Origin of the sequence: Methanocorpusculum labreanum Z (genome assembly GCF_000015765.1) — an archaeon.
GTDB classification, from domain to species: Archaea; Halobacteriota; Methanomicrobia; order Methanomicrobiales; family Methanocorpusculaceae; genus Methanocorpusculum; species Methanocorpusculum labreanum.
This window is the reverse complement of record NC_008942.1, coordinates 73,010-88,049: the sequence shown is the minus strand read 5'-3', so window position 1 is coordinate 88,049 and position 15,040 is coordinate 73,010. Positions and strand designations below refer to the sequence as shown.

At 48.5% G+C, this 15,040-nt stretch carries 17 protein-coding genes and 2 tRNA genes; 6 read left to right on the top strand and 13 right to left on the bottom strand.

Annotation, left to right across the window (positions count from 1 at the left end; translation table 11 throughout):
- Positions 1–3 precede the first annotated feature (3 nt).
- The 6 genes from MLAB_RS00455 to MLAB_RS00430 all read right to left on the bottom strand — a co-directional run bounded on the left by MLAB_RS00455 (position 4) and on the right by MLAB_RS00430 (position 4,328).
- Positions 4–414: a 30S ribosomal protein S19 gene (locus MLAB_RS00455; protein WP_011832464.1), complete on the bottom strand. Its 411-nt coding sequence runs from the start codon at positions 412–414 to the stop codon at positions 4–6.
- 6 nt (positions 415–420) lie between these two features.
- A complete protein-coding gene (locus tag MLAB_RS00450; protein ID WP_011832463.1) occupies positions 421–1,143 on the bottom strand; it encodes a 50S ribosomal protein L2 in 723 nt (240 codons plus the stop codon).
- Positions 1,144–1,153: 10 nt separating this feature from the next.
- Positions 1,154–1,402 carry a 50S ribosomal protein L23 gene (locus MLAB_RS00445; RefSeq protein WP_011832462.1) on the bottom strand — a complete coding sequence of 83 codons (249 nt, stop codon included), beginning with the start codon at positions 1,400–1,402 and terminating at the stop codon, positions 1,154–1,156.
- 2 nt (positions 1,403–1,404) lie between these two features.
- Positions 1,405–2,148 (bottom strand): 50S ribosomal protein L4, encoded by a 744-nt coding sequence (gene rpl4p, locus MLAB_RS00440; protein ID WP_011832461.1) that lies wholly within the window; start codon positions 2,146–2,148, stop codon positions 1,405–1,407.
- 8 nt (positions 2,149–2,156) lie between these two features.
- Entirely contained in the window at positions 2,157–3,158 is a 1,002-nt protein-coding gene (locus tag MLAB_RS00435; protein ID WP_011832460.1) for a 50S ribosomal protein L3, read from the bottom strand.
- A gap of 765 nt (positions 3,159–3,923) precedes the next feature.
- Positions 3,924–4,328: a Tfx family DNA-binding protein gene (locus tag MLAB_RS00430; protein ID WP_011832459.1), complete on the bottom strand. Its 405-nt coding sequence runs from the start codon at positions 4,326–4,328 to the stop codon at positions 3,924–3,926.
- A gap of 311 nt (positions 4,329–4,639) precedes the next feature.
- Between MLAB_RS00430 and MLAB_RS00425 the strand changes: the two genes are divergently transcribed.
- Entirely contained in the window at positions 4,640–5,482 is an 843-nt protein-coding gene (locus MLAB_RS00425) for a F420-dependent methylenetetrahydromethanopterin dehydrogenase (RefSeq protein WP_011832458.1), read from the top strand.
- A gap of 117 nt (positions 5,483–5,599) precedes the next feature.
- On the opposite strand, the gene pdxT is transcribed toward MLAB_RS00425, so the two are convergent.
- The 4 genes from pdxT to MLAB_RS00405 form a co-directional block, all read right to left on the bottom strand.
- On the bottom strand, positions 5,600–6,169 hold the full coding sequence (gene pdxT, locus MLAB_RS00420) for a pyridoxal 5'-phosphate synthase glutaminase subunit PdxT (RefSeq protein WP_011832457.1): 570 nt from the start codon (positions 6,167–6,169) through the stop codon (positions 5,600–5,602).
- Between the two features lie 2 nt (positions 6,170–6,171).
- Positions 6,172–7,047: a pyridoxal 5'-phosphate synthase lyase subunit PdxS gene (gene pdxS / locus MLAB_RS00415; protein WP_011832456.1), complete on the bottom strand. Its 876-nt coding sequence runs from the start codon at positions 7,045–7,047 to the stop codon at positions 6,172–6,174.
- A 323-nt stretch (positions 7,048–7,370) separates the two neighbouring features.
- Complete coding sequence (locus MLAB_RS00410) at positions 7,371–8,354, bottom strand: 5,10-methylenetetrahydromethanopterin reductase (protein ID WP_011832455.1); 984 nt, start codon at positions 8,352–8,354, stop codon at positions 7,371–7,373.
- Between the two features lie 152 nt (positions 8,355–8,506).
- Positions 8,507–8,578: transfer RNA gene (locus MLAB_RS00405), tRNA-Arg, on the bottom strand.
- Between the two features lie 41 nt (positions 8,579–8,619).
- Between MLAB_RS00405 and dcd the strand changes: the two genes are divergently transcribed.
- A complete protein-coding gene (gene dcd / locus MLAB_RS00400) occupies positions 8,620–9,051 on the top strand; it encodes a dCTP deaminase (RefSeq protein ID WP_011832454.1) in 432 nt (143 codons plus the stop codon).
- Here dcd and MLAB_RS00395 read toward each other — a convergent pair.
- The gene (locus tag MLAB_RS00395) at positions 9,040–10,266 is read right to left on the bottom strand and encodes a tripartite tricarboxylate transporter permease (RefSeq protein ID WP_011832453.1); all 1,227 of its coding nucleotides are present in this window, start codon (positions 10,264–10,266) and stop codon (positions 9,040–9,042) included. The genes dcd and MLAB_RS00395 overlap by 12 nt on opposite strands.
- A gap of 54 nt (positions 10,267–10,320) precedes the next feature.
- Between MLAB_RS00395 and MLAB_RS00390 the strand changes: the two genes are divergently transcribed.
- The 3 genes from MLAB_RS00390 to MLAB_RS00380 all read left to right on the top strand — a co-directional run bounded on the left by MLAB_RS00390 (position 10,321) and on the right by MLAB_RS00380 (position 11,985).
- Entirely contained in the window at positions 10,321–11,016 is a 696-nt protein-coding gene (locus MLAB_RS00390; protein WP_011832452.1) for a uroporphyrinogen-III synthase, read from the top strand.
- Positions 11,016–11,864, top strand: a complete 849-nt coding sequence (locus MLAB_RS00385) for an RNA-guided pseudouridylation complex pseudouridine synthase subunit Cbf5 (protein WP_011832451.1) — start codon at positions 11,016–11,018, stop codon at positions 11,862–11,864. The genes MLAB_RS00390 and MLAB_RS00385 overlap by 1 nt, the downstream gene beginning before the upstream one ends.
- Before the next feature lie 37 nt (positions 11,865–11,901).
- Positions 11,902–11,985: transfer RNA gene (locus MLAB_RS00380), tRNA-Ser, on the top strand.
- Positions 11,986–11,993: 8 nt separating this feature from the next.
- Here MLAB_RS00380 and MLAB_RS00375 read toward each other — a convergent pair.
- The gene (locus MLAB_RS00375) at positions 11,994–12,479 is read right to left on the bottom strand and encodes a helix-turn-helix domain-containing protein (RefSeq protein ID WP_011832450.1); all 486 of its coding nucleotides are present in this window, start codon (positions 12,477–12,479) and stop codon (positions 11,994–11,996) included.
- A 145-nt stretch (positions 12,480–12,624) separates the two neighbouring features.
- Between MLAB_RS00375 and MLAB_RS00370 the strand changes: the two genes are divergently transcribed.
- On the top strand, positions 12,625–13,053 hold the full coding sequence (locus tag MLAB_RS00370; RefSeq protein ID WP_011832449.1) for a winged helix-turn-helix transcriptional regulator: 429 nt from the start codon (positions 12,625–12,627) through the stop codon (positions 13,051–13,053).
- 3 nt (positions 13,054–13,056) lie between these two features.
- On the opposite strand, the gene MLAB_RS00365 is transcribed toward MLAB_RS00370, so the two are convergent.
- The gene (locus MLAB_RS00365) at positions 13,057–15,003 is read right to left on the bottom strand and encodes a tubulin/FtsZ family protein (RefSeq protein WP_011832448.1); all 1,947 of its coding nucleotides are present in this window, start codon (positions 15,001–15,003) and stop codon (positions 13,057–13,059) included.
- Positions 15,004–15,040: the final 37 nt, after the last annotated feature.

The following is a 15,040-nucleotide window of genomic DNA, read 5'->3' as shown; positions in this document are numbered from 1 at the left end:
CAATCACTTCAACGGAACATACTTACTCGACTTGGTTGCACCGATACCGGCACTTCCGTGGGTAACTTTCTTGCGGGTCAAGGCGAACTCTCCAAAGTAGTGGAATACTCCTTCAACCGGGATCTCTACGTTAATGAACTCCTTACCTGAGTAGATGGCAACATTCTTGCCGACCATTTCGGGGAGGATAATCATTGAACGGCTGTGAGTTCTTACACCGTCACCTTCAGCGATCTTCGCGCGAACGTCCTCTTCATCACGGGTAAATCCGCGAAGGACCTTTCTCCGGGCGCCGCTGGGCATAATAGCGAGAAGCTCGTCCATGGACATGGCTTTGAGCTGCTCAATATTGTAGCCGTGGTAGGTGTATTCCTCTCGCCGCTTTGGCATTCTTTTAGTAGTTTTCTTTGCCATTTACGTTCACCTCCGATATCCGGTTCTGCGTGCGGCGACAGATCCGACTTTTCTACCGGGCGATGCACCGCGTGCAACGGTCTTTGGCTTACCTGGGTGCTGATGTCCTCCACCACCGAATGGGTGATCGATGACGTTCATTGCGACACCACGTACTCTTGGCCAGCGGGTTGCCGAGGTTTTCATCTTGTGGTACTGTTTACCTGCTTTCAGGATCGGCTTGTCGATGCGGCCTCCGCCGGCGACAAGGCCAACGGTTGCAAGACATGCTTCATTGAACCATTTCGGTTTGCCTGATGGCATTCTGACACCGACTTTACCAGCGGATTTACCGATGATAACTGCCTGAACTCCGCTTGAACGAACGAATTTACCTCCGTCTCCGGGGCGTGCTTCGATGTTGCAGACGGCAACTCCGGTCGGGATTGCGGAAAGTGGTAACGAATTACCGTTTACGACAGTGGCTTCAGGTCCCCATACAAGTTCCTGACCAATACCGACACCTTCGGTAATCAGTGCGTATTCTTTCTTGTCGGATGCCTTACCTTCGATCTTCACAACCGCAATCGGCGTGTGACGTGCCGGATCGTGTTCAATGTCGATGACGGTTGCACGAACGGTCTCAAGTGCGGAGCCGAAGTGTTTGAGCTCTGCTTTATACTGGTGCGACGGGGCGCGGTAGGTTGGACCGCCTTTTCCACGTGACTGTGTACTTATTCTGTGTCCCATTTATCTCACCTTACACGATTCCGAGCTGAGAAAGAATTTCTTCAGCGGCGTTTTTCTCTTCAAAGGTAATGACTGCCTTCTTGTTTCCTTTAGAGGTCATCATGGTGTTGATAGAGACGATCTTCTTGCCGAAGTTCTTCTCCATTGCTGCCTTGATGGATGCCTTGCCGGCTTCCTTCTCAACAATGAAGGAGAGCTGGTTTGAGTTCTCTAAAAGGACCATAGCTTTTTCTGTTACGAGGGGGTGTGCAAGTGTCATGATTAGGCCTCCACGAACTTCTTGATTGCAGCTTCGGTCCAGACGGTCAGTCTGCCTGCGTCGGCTCCGGGTGCAAGAACGTTGATGTTCAGGGCATTGACGGATACGCAGTCGACTCCTGCGATATTCGCGCCAGCGAGGAATTCACCTGACGTTACAATAAGAGCGGACTTTGCCTGCTTATATTTGCGTCCACGTGTCTTTCCACGGCCTGCACGGATATTTCTGGAGAGTCTTGCACGCTCAAGATCGGCACCAAGTCCAAGTGCCACAAGGGCAAGTTTGACTTCAGCGGTCTTGGCGATCTGCTCAAAGGAGTCATCAACGATGATTGCTGCTTCGCCTTCGAATTTGTGACCGCGGGCGGTGACAAGTTCGGTGTTAACGGTAGCTGCGATGGCTGAGCGGATTGCCTTTGCTTTCTCTTTCTTGTTGATCTTCTCAACAAGGATCTTCTCTGCTTTCGGTGCGTGTGCCGGGTGACCGCCTTTTACGTTCGGTACTTTTGCAGCGCGGCTTCCGTTTTTGATACGCGGGATCTTAGCTTCACCGCGTTTGGATCCCCAGCCTTCTGCAGAGGTTCTCATACCTGCATACGGGTCTGCCCCGTGAGGCTGATACTGCTCGCTCTGGTATGCGAGGATGGCCCTCTTGATGAGGTCCGGGCGATATGCTTCGTCGAAAACGGCCGGGAGTTCGATCTCATGGAGGACTGAGCCGTTAATTGCTTTTACATTTGCTTTCATCGGTCATTTCACCCCTGTTTGCTCTGAAGACTGACATATTCTACAACCGGGGCCTGAATCTTCTGCTCGCCCATGCGGGTTGCGGAACGGATTCTAACAAGGCGCTTTGCCGGCCCGGGAATGCTTCCTTTGATCAGGACGTAGTTGTTACGAACAAGACCATAGTGGAGGAAGCCTCCTGCCGGGTTGATTTCGTCTGCGTTCTCACCGATCTTGATGATGCGTTTGTTGAACTCAGTACGCTGCTGGAAACCCATCTGACCCGGCATTGGTACCTGCCAGCGGACGTGGTGGGGGGTCCATGGACCAAGAGTTCCGATATGTCTTTCCTTCTTGGTTCTTGCGTGCTTTCTCTTACGAAGAGTAATACCGAATCTCTTGACGGCACCCTGGAATCCTTTTCCTTTGGTGATACCAGTGATGTCGGCAAACTGACCCTCGCTTAAGAGGGACTTCATATCAACATCGGTTCCAAGGATGGAAAGAGCGTAGTCAAAGCGTTCCTGTGCACTGCCGCCTGCAACACGGATCTCCATAAGGTCGGGGACCTTCTTTGGAACACCGGTGAGTTCAGTCGGTTTGGTGTACATGAGCACCATTACTTCAACAACATCGCCAATTGCAGCATTGATCTTCTCGGTTGCTTTTGCAGCGTTGTTGGTCTTTGCTTTGGTGATTCTGCCAGAAAGTGCTTCGAGATTTTCTGCCCAGACTTCAGTAAGCGGGTGTTTGCCGTAGGTATCCTTAACGTAAACACGGATGGCTGCAACGGTCATGGCGGGGATCTCGATAACGGTTACGGGAACCATTACTTCCTTACCTTCAGTCGGACTCTTTTTGTGATCGTCGATCATGATCACATGGGTCATACCGGCTTTGTAGCCTGCAAATCCCTGGAGCATTGGCTGCCCATTGTATTCCGGCCAGGACTGGTACTTTGGTACAATTCCCTTGGCCCGTTTACGGGGATAGTATGCGAGTGACCCAGCGCGGGGTCTCACTGTTCTCATTTATTAATCAATCCTTTAATGTCCTCTTTTGCTTACGCAAAGAAGACGTCTGCTGTGGTTGTCATCAATATGACAGCCGTTCTTTCACCGCCGGCTTCCTGCTATGTGAGGAATCGACCCGCGGGACGCATTTTGTCGGTCTCTGTGTTTTACACGCAGACAGCACCATAGGGCTGGCGTGCGACACATTGGACGGAAAGACGGGAGTTCAACACACGTATATTTCCAACGTGTGAAGGCACACAAAGCTTTACTTTGCACGCAATTGAGATTCCTTGCGGGATATCCGATTATGAACACGATAACGTCTTATCTGTTCATTTGCCCGATTTGCAGTAGTTATACTGCGGTTTCCAAGTCTCACGAAAGAGAACCTGACTTCCGATACGCTTCCTGACGTCCAGGAAAGGGCACATCATGAAGACGTTCGCCCGGCGCATCTGATCAGACCTATTCTAGGTCTTAACTTCTGCCGCGGAATTACCGCTCAGAGTTACACAATTACGAAACAACCGCGAAATCACGACTGTTTCATACCAACTGGATATCCTCATTCAGCAGATCTTGCTGATATCAGCCTATTGAAGGCTCCTATATAATTGGAGAAGAGAGAATATAAAGTGTTGTATGATCGTTTGAAAATCCTAAAAAGAGCTGATGATTTTTGAGGCAGAAGGAGATACATACCATACTGCCCAATCAATAATCATTAAGGAAGAGGGATATGCATTTTAGCAAAAATCAAAAATGCAAAATATTGCCGAGTCATCCAAAATACAGATCACCGTCATTATTCAGATAAACGATGATATCCTCTTTCACATGCCGGCCTTTGATCTTCTCAGGCATATACGAAGATATACGATTGATCAAGGCAAGCGTATCATACCTGATCTTAATGTTGAGCGGTGCCGCCGAGACATAAATTATCTTTGGGGCCTCCATTAAATCGGTTCCTTCGGGAAGGACGCACAACTCGGTTGCATCAAGGGTGTACAAAAACTCGAGAGTTTCTTTCGCCCGCCGAATATTTTCATTGGCAGATTTTTCAATAGTACAAATATTAGCCTTGGATGTGCCAAGTCGGTCAGCAATCTGCTGCTGCGTCATACCCTGTTTCCGGAATCGTATGACTTCCTTCTGACGGTCAGTAAGGAGTGTATCTTTCATTGTTATTAATACAACCTGATTAACTATAAATGATTTGATTAAACATTCTCGCGGGTTGAGTTTCTGAAGGATATTGCGCGCAGAGAATGAGATAATTATCAGGTAAATTTCCCATAAAAATCAACTGAGCCCTAATATTCTCACACTGTGAAAAGATCTCGATGAAAAAATACCTCGTCATTTGATTCCAATAGGTGAGAATAGGCTAAAATTGTAGTTATTTGATTTTTGAAGAGTGTCATTCACAAACCTTATATTGATTCTCGTCGATAATCTGATGTTCTCATTTCAAAATGAGAGGTGTATCAAATATGGTAGTTAAGGTAGGAGTTGCAAAACTCGGTAACATCGCAGCCGGTGTTATGGCAGAGTTGCTTTTAGATGAGCGTGCAGACCGTGAAGACATGATGACATTCATGGCAACTTCCGGAACCAAACTGCAGAAGGAAGATGTTGACCGTGTCGTTTCAAACCTGAAAGCATGGCAGCCCGACTTCGCAATCGTTGTTTCCCCGAACGGAGTTCTCGAAGGCCCGGTCGGTGCACGCGAGGACCTCAAAGCAGCAGGTATCCCGACCATCGTTATCACTGACGATGTCACGACCAAGAAAGAAGGCTGGGAAGCACTCAAGGCATCCGGCTTTGGCTACATCATCGTCAAAGCAGACGCCATGATCGGTGCCCGCCGCGAATTCCTCGACCCAGTCGAGATGGCAGACTACAACGGCAACCTTGTGAAAGTCCTTGCCCTTACCGGTGCATTCCGCAAACTCCAGCTGGAGCTTGACAAAGTCATCGACCAGGTAAAAGCAGGTAAGAAAGGCGCAGAGCTCGAACTCCCGAAACTTGTTCTGAACTCTGACAACTCGACCAAAGGCGAGTTCACAAACCCCTATGCACTTGCAAAAGCACGCGCAGCATACGAGATCGCCCAGGCAGTTGCAGGTGTCAACGTCAAAGGCTGTTTCATGACCAAAGAGTGGACAGACTACGTACCAATCGTCGCCTCCGCACACGAAATGATGCGTGCAGCAGCAAACCTTTGTGACCAGGCACGCGAACTCGAGAAGGGATGCGACGGCGTTATCCGCAAGCCGCACAAGAAGACCGGTGAGATCGTCTCCAAGGTCGCCCTTATCAGCAAGCCCGAGTAATCAGACACCCAAATTTTACCATTTTTCTTTTTGGATGCAGGGGGAATTACCCCTCTGTATTTAATGATATACAATAATTAAGATCAGATATATTTTCAAAAAAAAAAGTTTGGATATTCAATTGGTTCCAGCGATCATTTCCAGAAAATACTGGTGAACGAACGTATCCTCACCTAGTTCCGGATGGAAGGACAGAACAAGCTGATTATCTTCGCGGGCAGCAACAACGACCCCGTCAACCTCTGCAAGTACTTTAACATTTTTGCCGACATGCGTAATCATCGGGGCACGTATAAAGGTCATCTGAATATTTCCAGCCCCGGCGAATGGTGCAGTCGCTTGAAAACTGCCAAGCTGACGGCCATATGCATTCCGTACGGCAGTAATGTCCATCGTTCCAAGTGATGGACTTCCGCCCTCAATATATTTTGCAAGAAGAATCAAACCGGCACAGGTACCCATTACCGGAGTGCCGGTCATGATGAGCGAGCGAAGCTTTTCAAAGAGGCCAAGGTCTTGCAAAAGCTTCGACATGACAGTACTCTCCCCACCCGGGAGGATTAGACCATCCGGTATTTCTTTAAGATCTGAGAGATTTCGAATCTCAAACGTCTCGACACCCAGACGTTCCAGCATCCTGATGTGTTCAATGAATGCACCCTGCAGTGCCAGAACACCGATCCTCACCGTTATTTTCCCCGTTCAGCCATCAAGATAGAAATTTCGTCTGCGTTGATACCAACCATTGCCTCGCCAAGATCTTCTGAGAGTTCGGCAAGCATGGAGGGATTATTATAGTTCGTAACGGCCTTCACGACGGCGGCGGCACGTTTTGCCGGATTACCGGATTTGAAAATACCGGAACCGACGAATACTCCCTCAGCCCCAAGCTGCATCATCAGCGCGGCATCGGCCGGAGTTGCAACTCCGCCTGCAGCGAAGTTGACGACCGGAAGTTTACCGTTATCATGGACAAACTGCAGAAGCGAAATCGGAACCTGCATATCTTTTGCTGCAACGTACAATTCATCCTGACGAAGACTGACGACGCGGCGAATCTCGCTGTTCATTGTGCGCATGTGACGAACCGCCTGAACGATATCTCCAGTACCTGCCTCGCCTTTGGTTCGAATCATCGTTGCACCTTCGGCAACGCGGCGAAGAGCCTCGCCGAGATCACGGGCGCCGCAGACAAACGGGACATTGAACTTGTTTTTATCAATGTGATTGAGATCATCGGCAGGTGATAACACTTCGCTCTCGTCAATGTAATCAATCTCGATTGCTTCGAGGATCTGCGCTTCAACAAAATGACCGATGCGGACCTTGGCCATAACCGGAATCGAGACCGCGTTCTGGATACCTTTGATCATCTTCGGGTCACTCATGCGGGAAACGCCCCCTGCGGCACGAATATCAGCAGGGATACGCTCCAGAGCCATAACAGCACAGGCTCCTGCATCCTCTGCAATCTTTGCCTGCTCTGGAGAGGTGACATCCATAATCACTCCTCCTTTCAGCATCTGCGCAAGTTCCTTATTAAGTTTTGAACGATTTTCTGTCATGAATACTCACGGATTATATGGTTATTATCCTTTGAAAGGCAGATGACCCATCATTAGAATACCTTATTCAATATACCTCTGACGTTATATCAGGGTTTTGGATGAATCGGAGATAAAGATTGCCAAATTGAGAGGTCATTGAACGTCCCATAAGTGAGATTAATTGAGAAAATTGAAATAAAATTACAGATTCTAAGACTTTTTCAGAAAATATATCATCTAATTTAAACACATACCGACCTGGAAGAAGCAGTAAAGAGGGCTAAAAATGATTCTCAAATATAAATCTGAAAAGAAAAAGGGTAAAATCGGCAGTGCCGAATTTACATAATCTTGCCAAGGAGGCGGATCGAGGTCGTCATGTCGGGTCCGAGCGGGGAACCGAAGATGATCTGAGTAACGCCTGCGGCGGTAAGGTCATCACATTTCTGGCGGATAGTGTCTGGGGTACCGCAGATGGTGAATGCTTCAATTTCTTTGTCGGTTACAAGTCCGCCGACTGCACCGAAGTCAAAGCGGGACAGTGCGTCCTTAATCTTTGCTACGTTTGCGAGGTCGAGACCGTGGCGGAGAAGAAGTGCTTCGGGGGATCCTGCTGCGATGAATGCTGCAACGATCTTTGCTGCCTTCTTTGCTTTCTTCTCATCTTTGTCGATAGAGAGTGCAGTGTATGCTCCAACATCGAATCCTTTCTTACCGATCGAGTCGCATGCTGCTTTGATGATTGGGATTGCAACTGCGAAGTCTTTGGGGTTGGATGCGTTGATAAGTGCACCGTCGCCTTTCAGTCCGGCGAGCTCAAGGACTTTGGGTCCCTGTGCGCCGACATAGATTGGGATGCCTTTCTTACCCGGGAGTGTAACACCGGTGAGTTTTGCACCATCGTAGTCAAAGAACTCTTTGCCGTCTTTCTTGACTTCTGCACCGCTGCAGAGTGCGCGGATCTGGTCGATTGCTTCGCCGAGTCTTGCAACCGGCTTCGTCGGCTGGATTGCCAGCTTTGGAAGGGTGGACAGGTCACCTGGGCCGATACCGAGGGTTGCACGTCCATCGGAAATCTCGTTCAGGGTGCAGGCAAAAGATGCCATTGCTGCCGGAGTGTCAGTGAATGCATTCATGATACCCGGACCCATCTTAAGTGTGGTCGTTGCCTGTGCTACTGCGGTTAAAACCGGGTAACAGTGGCGGTTGTTGTAGTGGTTGGTAATCCATGCGAAGTCAATGTCTTTGCTCTCTGCGAGTTGGCAGAAGTTAACTACCTGTTTAACATTGACGTTTCCTGGAACAAACTCAATTCCATAAGTCATAGTTCTTTACACCTCATTTTAAAATTGCTTTCCTCTGCTTAAATATATTCTGATTTAAAAAGCAGATTCGCGGCAGATTTTGGGCTATTACCATCTGAACAGAAAAAAATGCGAAAAATGTGGCTTTTTGTATGCGCTCTTCTAGAACAGGACGGACCTGCCGGGGATCGAACCCGGTTCTTCGGGTTCGAAGCCCGAAAGGATATCCACTACCCCACAAGTCCAGAGTTATTAGTATATTTGTGTCCGATGCGTATTATCTTGTATGGTTCTTTCTTCATCAATAATCAGGACACGCCTTAAAGAGGGATCTCTTGGAATAGATCCTTTCGCCGAAGAATCGCTGCAGCCCTCCTCATACGATCTCAGAAGCGCTGAAGATATCACAATAACAAAAGGAGAGTTAACCCTCGTTCCAACGATGGAGTTCGTCAGCCTCCCGGAAGATCTCTGCGCAACACTCTGGGGAAGATCATCGTTCGGGAGAAAAGGCGTCGTTCTTGGAGCCGGGTATATCGACCCGGGATTTCGCGGGAACCTGACATTATGTATGGCAAATTACGGGCCTGAAGACATCCAGGTAACCAAAGGTATGCGAGTCGTACAAATGCTCATCCACACCGTTGAAGGCAAAGTGGAAAATACCTACAACGGAAATTATCAGGATAGTTACGGCGTAGTGAAATCAAAAATTTAAGATACCTAGCGTAAAAAGCATCACCGGGAGCATAATAGCCCCCATACAAAAAATCCTTGGAATATTGATCATCCCGGGAATCATGCCGACAAGCGTTGCAAGAATAAGAATCAGGATCCCAAAGGGGCCGCAGATAATTACCGTTATACTAATTAAGAACAGCAAAACAATTTTGGAAAGGATCCGCTGATTTAAACGCATAAATATCCGGCTGAGTCTGGAGGAATAAACCGTTACGGAATAACCGGCCAATGCCGCAACTCCTGCGACAAGAACCAGCAGATAGATCGAAGGCAGATCGAACGAAGCGAGCGTGATCATGGCTCCCGAACGCATTCTTCCAACGGCATACAGCGCAGCAAGACCCAAAACGGCATTTGCCGTGTTCGCTGCAGATGTTGAGATAAGGTATTCCCGTGGATCTATTTTTTCGAAATCCGAACTTTTCCGAACGGCAAGCAAAGCATTCGCCGTGCCACTTGAAAAACCTGGAAGCCACCCGACAATAGCGCCGGCAATAGCCCCTTTGATACCGTTTTTCAGAATCGCCCCCTGAGATACCATCAGCCCGGTAAACGTCTGCTCGGCAGGTTTTACCAGAGATTTCATGGATGTGAGGAGAATCGGAATGCCGAAAAGACCTGTCAGAAGTGGTAGAAGAATTTCACCGATCCCAAACACGCCAAAGGAAAAATACGAAAACCGCATCGCATATATCCCTAAAAGGCCTGACACGAGAAAAACCGCACATGACCATACAGGAGCTTTGCTGAAAACGATAAGAAGTCCGGCTGCCAGCAGGATCACGAGACCAATGCCCCAGTCAACATACCCCTGAACCGACGGAAGAACGATCATAAACAAAGCAAACAGCGGGAGGCAAAATACAAATCCCCACAGACTGCCGAGAGCAGAAACTCTTACTGCTTCCGGACCGTTCCCCAGAAGACAGAGATTGTGTGCAGGAAGGACTGAAAGTACAGTGTCCGGATCCGGAACGCCCAGAAACGTAGAGGGAAGAATATCAACAAACGTGTGAACGATCATCATCGACACGATCATCACGCAAACCCCCTCTACACCAAACACCATTACGAGGGGAATTGAGAGCGCGGCAAGAATTCCCGCCACGGTATTTGAATGAATACCCGGGACAAATCCTGAGATGGTGCCAAAGATTACACCCGCTAAAAATCCAGCCGCCACCCCGAACATAGTAGTGATTTAGACACAACGACTATTAAACCCAACAGTCCAATAATTTCATATATGTTAATCGCCATAACCCGCCATACCGGGGCTTTAGAGGACGCCGCCCTTTGTGAAAAATACAATCATAAAGCAAAGGTCGTTGCACCCATTAAACCGGTAAAAAACATGGAGGTTATCGGGAGTTTTGTTAAAGCGGCAAATGACGGGGAGTTCGATGCTATCTTTTTCCCGAATGCATTTGTCGCTGAAAAACTCGGGCCCTGCATCAAGCCGGAACTGGCATCCAAAGTCAGAATAATAGCGAACGGGCCGCAAACCGCGAAAGTACTACACAACATCGGACTCGCTGCAGAGATGCTGCCGTTTTTCTATTCGAAAGATCTGGTTCTGTATCTCGACCGGTGGATCCGCGGGAAGAGGATCGGCATTCCAAGAGCAGGGAATACCTACCCCAAACTTGCCGATGACATTAAGCATGCGGGAGGGATTCCCGTTGAATACAGATGCTATGACGTTGAGAAAACCGATGAAGTGATGGATCTTACTGGTGTTGGCGCAATATTATTCACGAGTCCAATGGCATTCAAACTGGCAAAACTTCCAAAGATGGAAAACATCATCCAAATGGCGATAGGCGAGGTAACGGCAAACGAAATGATGTACGGAGGCGATGCCCCGGCGGTGATTGGCGACGGATCGATCGAAGGAACACTCAAAGCTCTCAACGCCTATCTTGTGACGGAGAGTCACTGATGGGATATACCGGGATCATTTTGGTTGACAAGCCGAGAGGGCCCACGAGTCATCAGGTTGCTGCCTGGGTCGGCAAGATGCTGAAGTCGGACGTCGGTCATTCGGGAACACTCGATCCGATGGTCTCGGGGGTTCTTGTCGTAATGCTTGGTAAAGCAGTGAGACTGGCTCCCCTCCTGCTTCAGCATGAAAAAGAGTACGTTGCATGCATGCGTCTCCATGCAGATATCCCGCGTGAACGCGTCGAAGAGGTCGTAAAGCAGTTCACCGGCAGAGTTTATCAGCGGCCGCCGAGACGGTCTGCAGTAAAACGTGCCCTTCGCATTCGGGTGATCTACAGAATCGAACTCATCGATATGCAGGACAGACTGGTTCTCCTGAAAATCAGGTGCGAAGCGGGAACTTATATCAGGTCGGTTTGCGTCCACATCGGCAATGTTCTCGGCTGCGGCGGTCAGATGATAGAACTGCGCAGAACAAAATCCGGCGGATTTTCATGCGACGAGGCACACACTCTGCACGAGATTCGCGATGCAGTGGAACTGAAAGATGAAGCGGCACTTTCGGCGATGATTCTTCCTCCTGAGCAGGCAATTGGGGATATCCCAAAGATTGTGATTCGCGACAAAGCGGCAAAGGCAGTTGCTAATGGAGCAATGCTCGCCGGAGTCGGCGCTATATCGGTGGAAAAATTTTCACGCGGGCAGAGTGTTGCTCTGATTACGCAAAGCGGAAAGCTCATCGCTCTTGCCGAATCTCTTTTTGATTCGGACAAAATCGATTGCGGGAAACCCGGTCTGATTGCGAGATCAACACGCGTGTTCGCGACCCCCAACTCAGTAACTTAATAAAGGCAGAGAACACATCTTTTATGCTAGTTTTTAGGCTGAGGTAGTCTAGCGGTAGGGCGCGGGCCTGGAAAGCCCGTGAGGCGAAAGTCTCTCGGGAGTTCAAATCTCCCCCTCAGCGTTCTTATTTTAGAGTCGTTTTGCAATTGATTCCGCTGCGCCAAGCACGGCATACATATCAGGTTTTAAAATTGCCACCGGAACATCCACCATTTTTTCAATGAGCGAGGCGAGAATCGGCGCACAGATAATGCCGGCCGCACCGTCGTTTCTTGCGCGAACGGCAACGATAAGGCAGTCTTCGAGAGAGTTTGCCGCGTATCCTTTGATCCTGTACGCCGTTCCGTTTGCCTCGATCTTGACCCCTTCGTTCTCATCAAGGAGAAATTTTGCTGCGATCAGGGCTATGAATTTTCCATGATGAGGTGAAAAAACGGCAACGATTTTTTTCACGGTAGAGAGACGGGGATCGCGTTCACCGGATGCGATCTTATACAGAGTCACCGCAGGGATACCAGTCTGTTCGGAGAGCTGGCGAATGCTTAAACCTCGGCGGTCGAGCTCTTCGGACAATGCCACGCGAAAATCGGTCTCGAATATTCTCTGTTCAAACATATTACTATAGCATTGTATATTTTATGAGATAAATCCTTTCGTGAATTATCTAAAGATATCAGATTGATATCACTCCCAGTAAACTAAGATTTCTTTTTGTAACTTGGTGTTGGATTTATTAGGCTAAAGATCGTAATATAAAATCATGGAGGAGGATACTTTGGAGATACCGGAACACACAACCGTATGTTTCTGTCCGCTGCACGGAATTCTTGATACGATCAGTAAAAAATGGGCCCTGATGATCATTGCAGTTATAGGGAACGCAGGATATGCAGGATTTAACGAACTGAAACGCGGCCTATGCAACGTCAGTTCAAAAACGCTGTCGGTAACCCTCAAAGAACTTGAAGAAAAAGATCTTATCGAGAGAAGGGTGATGGAAACAACTCCGCCGACCGTGCGATATTATCTAACCGTATCCGGATGGGAATTACGCGAACTTCTGATCCCGCTTCTCACATGGGTTATGAAAAACGGCGGACATGAGGAGGAGGGATGCCCGATCCACATTCATATGGGTGAAAAATCGGTTGAACAAAAAAAAGCGGAAGAGTTTATTCTCGAAGACTGAAAATTAAATCTGCTTCTTTTTCTTTGGTTCTATTTTGCCGTCGATATTTTTCGGAAGGGGGATAGAAGTAACACGAATCGGCCTGTCCACATCTCTTGCGATTTTGTTGCCCTGCAAATGGATTCCAGCCGTATCGTCCTTTGGCCTCTTTGAACTTCCGGCCCGGATCGACCCGTCGGTGTCATTTGGACGTGCATATGCCGACATCTTGATTTTTTCATCCACAGTATCCTTCGGACGTTTTGTATCAGCCATTCTGATATAGCCGTCGGTTTCCTTTGGGCGCTGCCTACCGCGAATTTCAGAGAGTGAACCTTCCAGTACTCCTGCCTCAGAAGCATCCGGTCTTTTCCTCGTTCCAACCGCAGGTTTTCTCTCACAGCCGTACATTTCCTTGGGTTTGTCGCTGCCTCCGACATTTGCTTTCCCCGAGAGAACATTGTCATCCTTCTTTTCACGTTTTGGAAGAGGGATCGTGTTGTCGATTTTTTGTACTTTTTTGGCGCCTCCAACAAGTATCTGCGGATCCTTTTTCTTCGGAGACGCTTTTTTAGGGGGAGCGGCAACCGGAGTTCTGACCGGTTTTGTTTGGATGATGACCGGATCGATCTCGAAAAGGTCATCCTCGGAATCAGACGCTTGTTCTACTACTATGCTTTCTTCAAACATATCCTCATCTTCAAATTCCATGAAATCACCATTTTGCAAATCATCAGGCTTATTTGGCATTTCGGCCAGATCAACTATGTCATCTTCAAAAATCACTTCATCCTTTGCCATTGATAATAGCGGGATGGGGGAGGCAGCTATCTCCTCGAAACCATACACTTTATTCTGCTCGGCTTCATAGATCGAACGTATTTCATCAAGCTCTGCAACACGCGGTACGTTTTGGATGCCGGCAAGAACGATGATGACCCCAACGTACTTCGTCGATTTAACCGGATAATCACCGGCACGCATCTCGAGCCCCCTGATGCTTCGGTCGATCCATTTGCGGACCGTCTGGAACCCTTTCATTGAGAGTTCTTTCGAGGGGCCGGATATGAGAATGAGGGCCTTGTCCGCCGAGGTGAGGTCACAGGGGACGGATATTTCTTCGTAGACCGCTTTTTTTGCGAGTTCCACGATACGGGATGTTCTAAGATGTCCCTCAGTAAGGAGATACTCCTCGACCCGCAGTCTTTTCATGAAACTTGACCAGGCAGTTGGAAGTTTCTCCACCGCATAACCGATCGCAACAAGATCCATACCGGTTAATGTATTCAGGATCTCACCGGCATCCAGAACAACTTCAGCTGATTCGACACCTTTCAGACCGAACTCTCCGGCACGGAGAAGCAGACCGATTCTGGCAGCAAGGTCTTCGTTGAGTCTAGCATAGAGTTCTTCGATCTTTGGTTTGGTAATGACCCCGTCTTTTTCTGCAGCTAAAGAGACATCCTCGGTGATCCTCGTATACCATGTTTCATTGTCGAAAAGAAGGGAGGCACTGGTAATTTCTCTAATGGCCTCAAGCGTCTCTGAAGCATGGGCGGACACTTTGATGCCTTCATTTCTGCCGGGCAATGTCAGTATCGTGAAAACAGGATCGGGAAAGGCAGCACTCACCTGTTTAACAAACTCTGGTACAAGTTCAGCCATTCTGCCGCCGAGCCCGGCACATACAAAGATCGCATCGATTTCGTCGACGCCGGCATCCTGAAAACAGCTGGCAAGGTGCCCGGTATCAAAATCCGTTCCTTTATCATTAACAGATTTTACCGGATCACTGGGAGTTAAAACCATGCGGTTCGCCGCAGGAATCCCGGATAACCGGCTAATAAGATCACGGTCGGCATCGAAAACATAAGAACGGACACTTTTCACGCCGCTTTTTGCATCATGACGGGATAGCGTCTCAACGATTCGGCATCCCGCACCTCCGACTCCTATTAGTAATGCCCTCATGTATGCCTGTTTGTATTATTCCCCTTGCAAAGATATA

Coding starts and splice junctions, on each gene's coding strand:
- MLAB_RS00455 (WP_011832464.1), bottom strand. CDS start 414: ATGGCAAAGAAAACTACTAAAAGAATGCCAAAGCGGCGAGAGGAATAC.
- MLAB_RS00450 (WP_011832463.1), bottom strand. CDS start 1,143: ATGGGACACAGAATAAGTACACAGTCACGTGGAAAAGGCGGTCCAACC.
- MLAB_RS00445 (WP_011832462.1), bottom strand. CDS start 1,402: ATGACACTTGCACACCCCCTCGTAACAGAAAAAGCTATGGTCCTTTTA.
- rpl4p (WP_011832461.1), bottom strand. CDS start 2,148: ATGAAAGCAAATGTAAAAGCAATTAACGGCTCAGTCCTCCATGAGATC.
- MLAB_RS00435 (WP_011832460.1), bottom strand. CDS start 3,158: ATGAGAACAGTGAGACCCCGCGCTGGGTCACTCGCATACTATCCCCGT.
- MLAB_RS00430 (WP_011832459.1), bottom strand. CDS start 4,328: ATGAAAGATACACTCCTTACTGACCGTCAGAAGGAAGTCATACGATTC.
- MLAB_RS00425 (WP_011832458.1), top strand. CDS start 4,640: ATGGTAGTTAAGGTAGGAGTTGCAAAACTCGGTAACATCGCAGCCGGT.
- pdxS (WP_011832456.1), bottom strand. CDS start 7,047: ATGACAGAAAATCGTTCAAAACTTAATAAGGAACTTGCGCAGATGCTG.
- MLAB_RS00410 (WP_011832455.1), bottom strand. CDS start 8,354: ATGACTTATGGAATTGAGTTTGTTCCAGGAAACGTCAATGTTAAACAG.
- dcd (WP_011832454.1), top strand. CDS start 8,620: ATGGTTCTTTCTTCATCAATAATCAGGACACGCCTTAAAGAGGGATCT.
- MLAB_RS00395 (WP_011832453.1), bottom strand. CDS start 10,266: ATGTTCGGGGTGGCGGCTGGATTTTTAGCGGGTGTAATCTTTGGCACC.
- MLAB_RS00390 (WP_011832452.1), top strand. CDS start 10,321: ATGTTAATCGCCATAACCCGCCATACCGGGGCTTTAGAGGACGCCGCC.
- MLAB_RS00385 (WP_011832451.1), top strand. CDS start 11,016: ATGGGATATACCGGGATCATTTTGGTTGACAAGCCGAGAGGGCCCACG.
- MLAB_RS00375 (WP_011832450.1), bottom strand. CDS start 12,479: ATGTTTGAACAGAGAATATTCGAGACCGATTTTCGCGTGGCATTGTCC.
- MLAB_RS00370 (WP_011832449.1), top strand. CDS start 12,625: ATGGAGGAGGATACTTTGGAGATACCGGAACACACAACCGTATGTTTC.
- MLAB_RS00365 (WP_011832448.1), bottom strand. CDS start 15,003: ATGAGGGCATTACTAATAGGAGTCGGAGGTGCGGGATGCCGAATCGTT.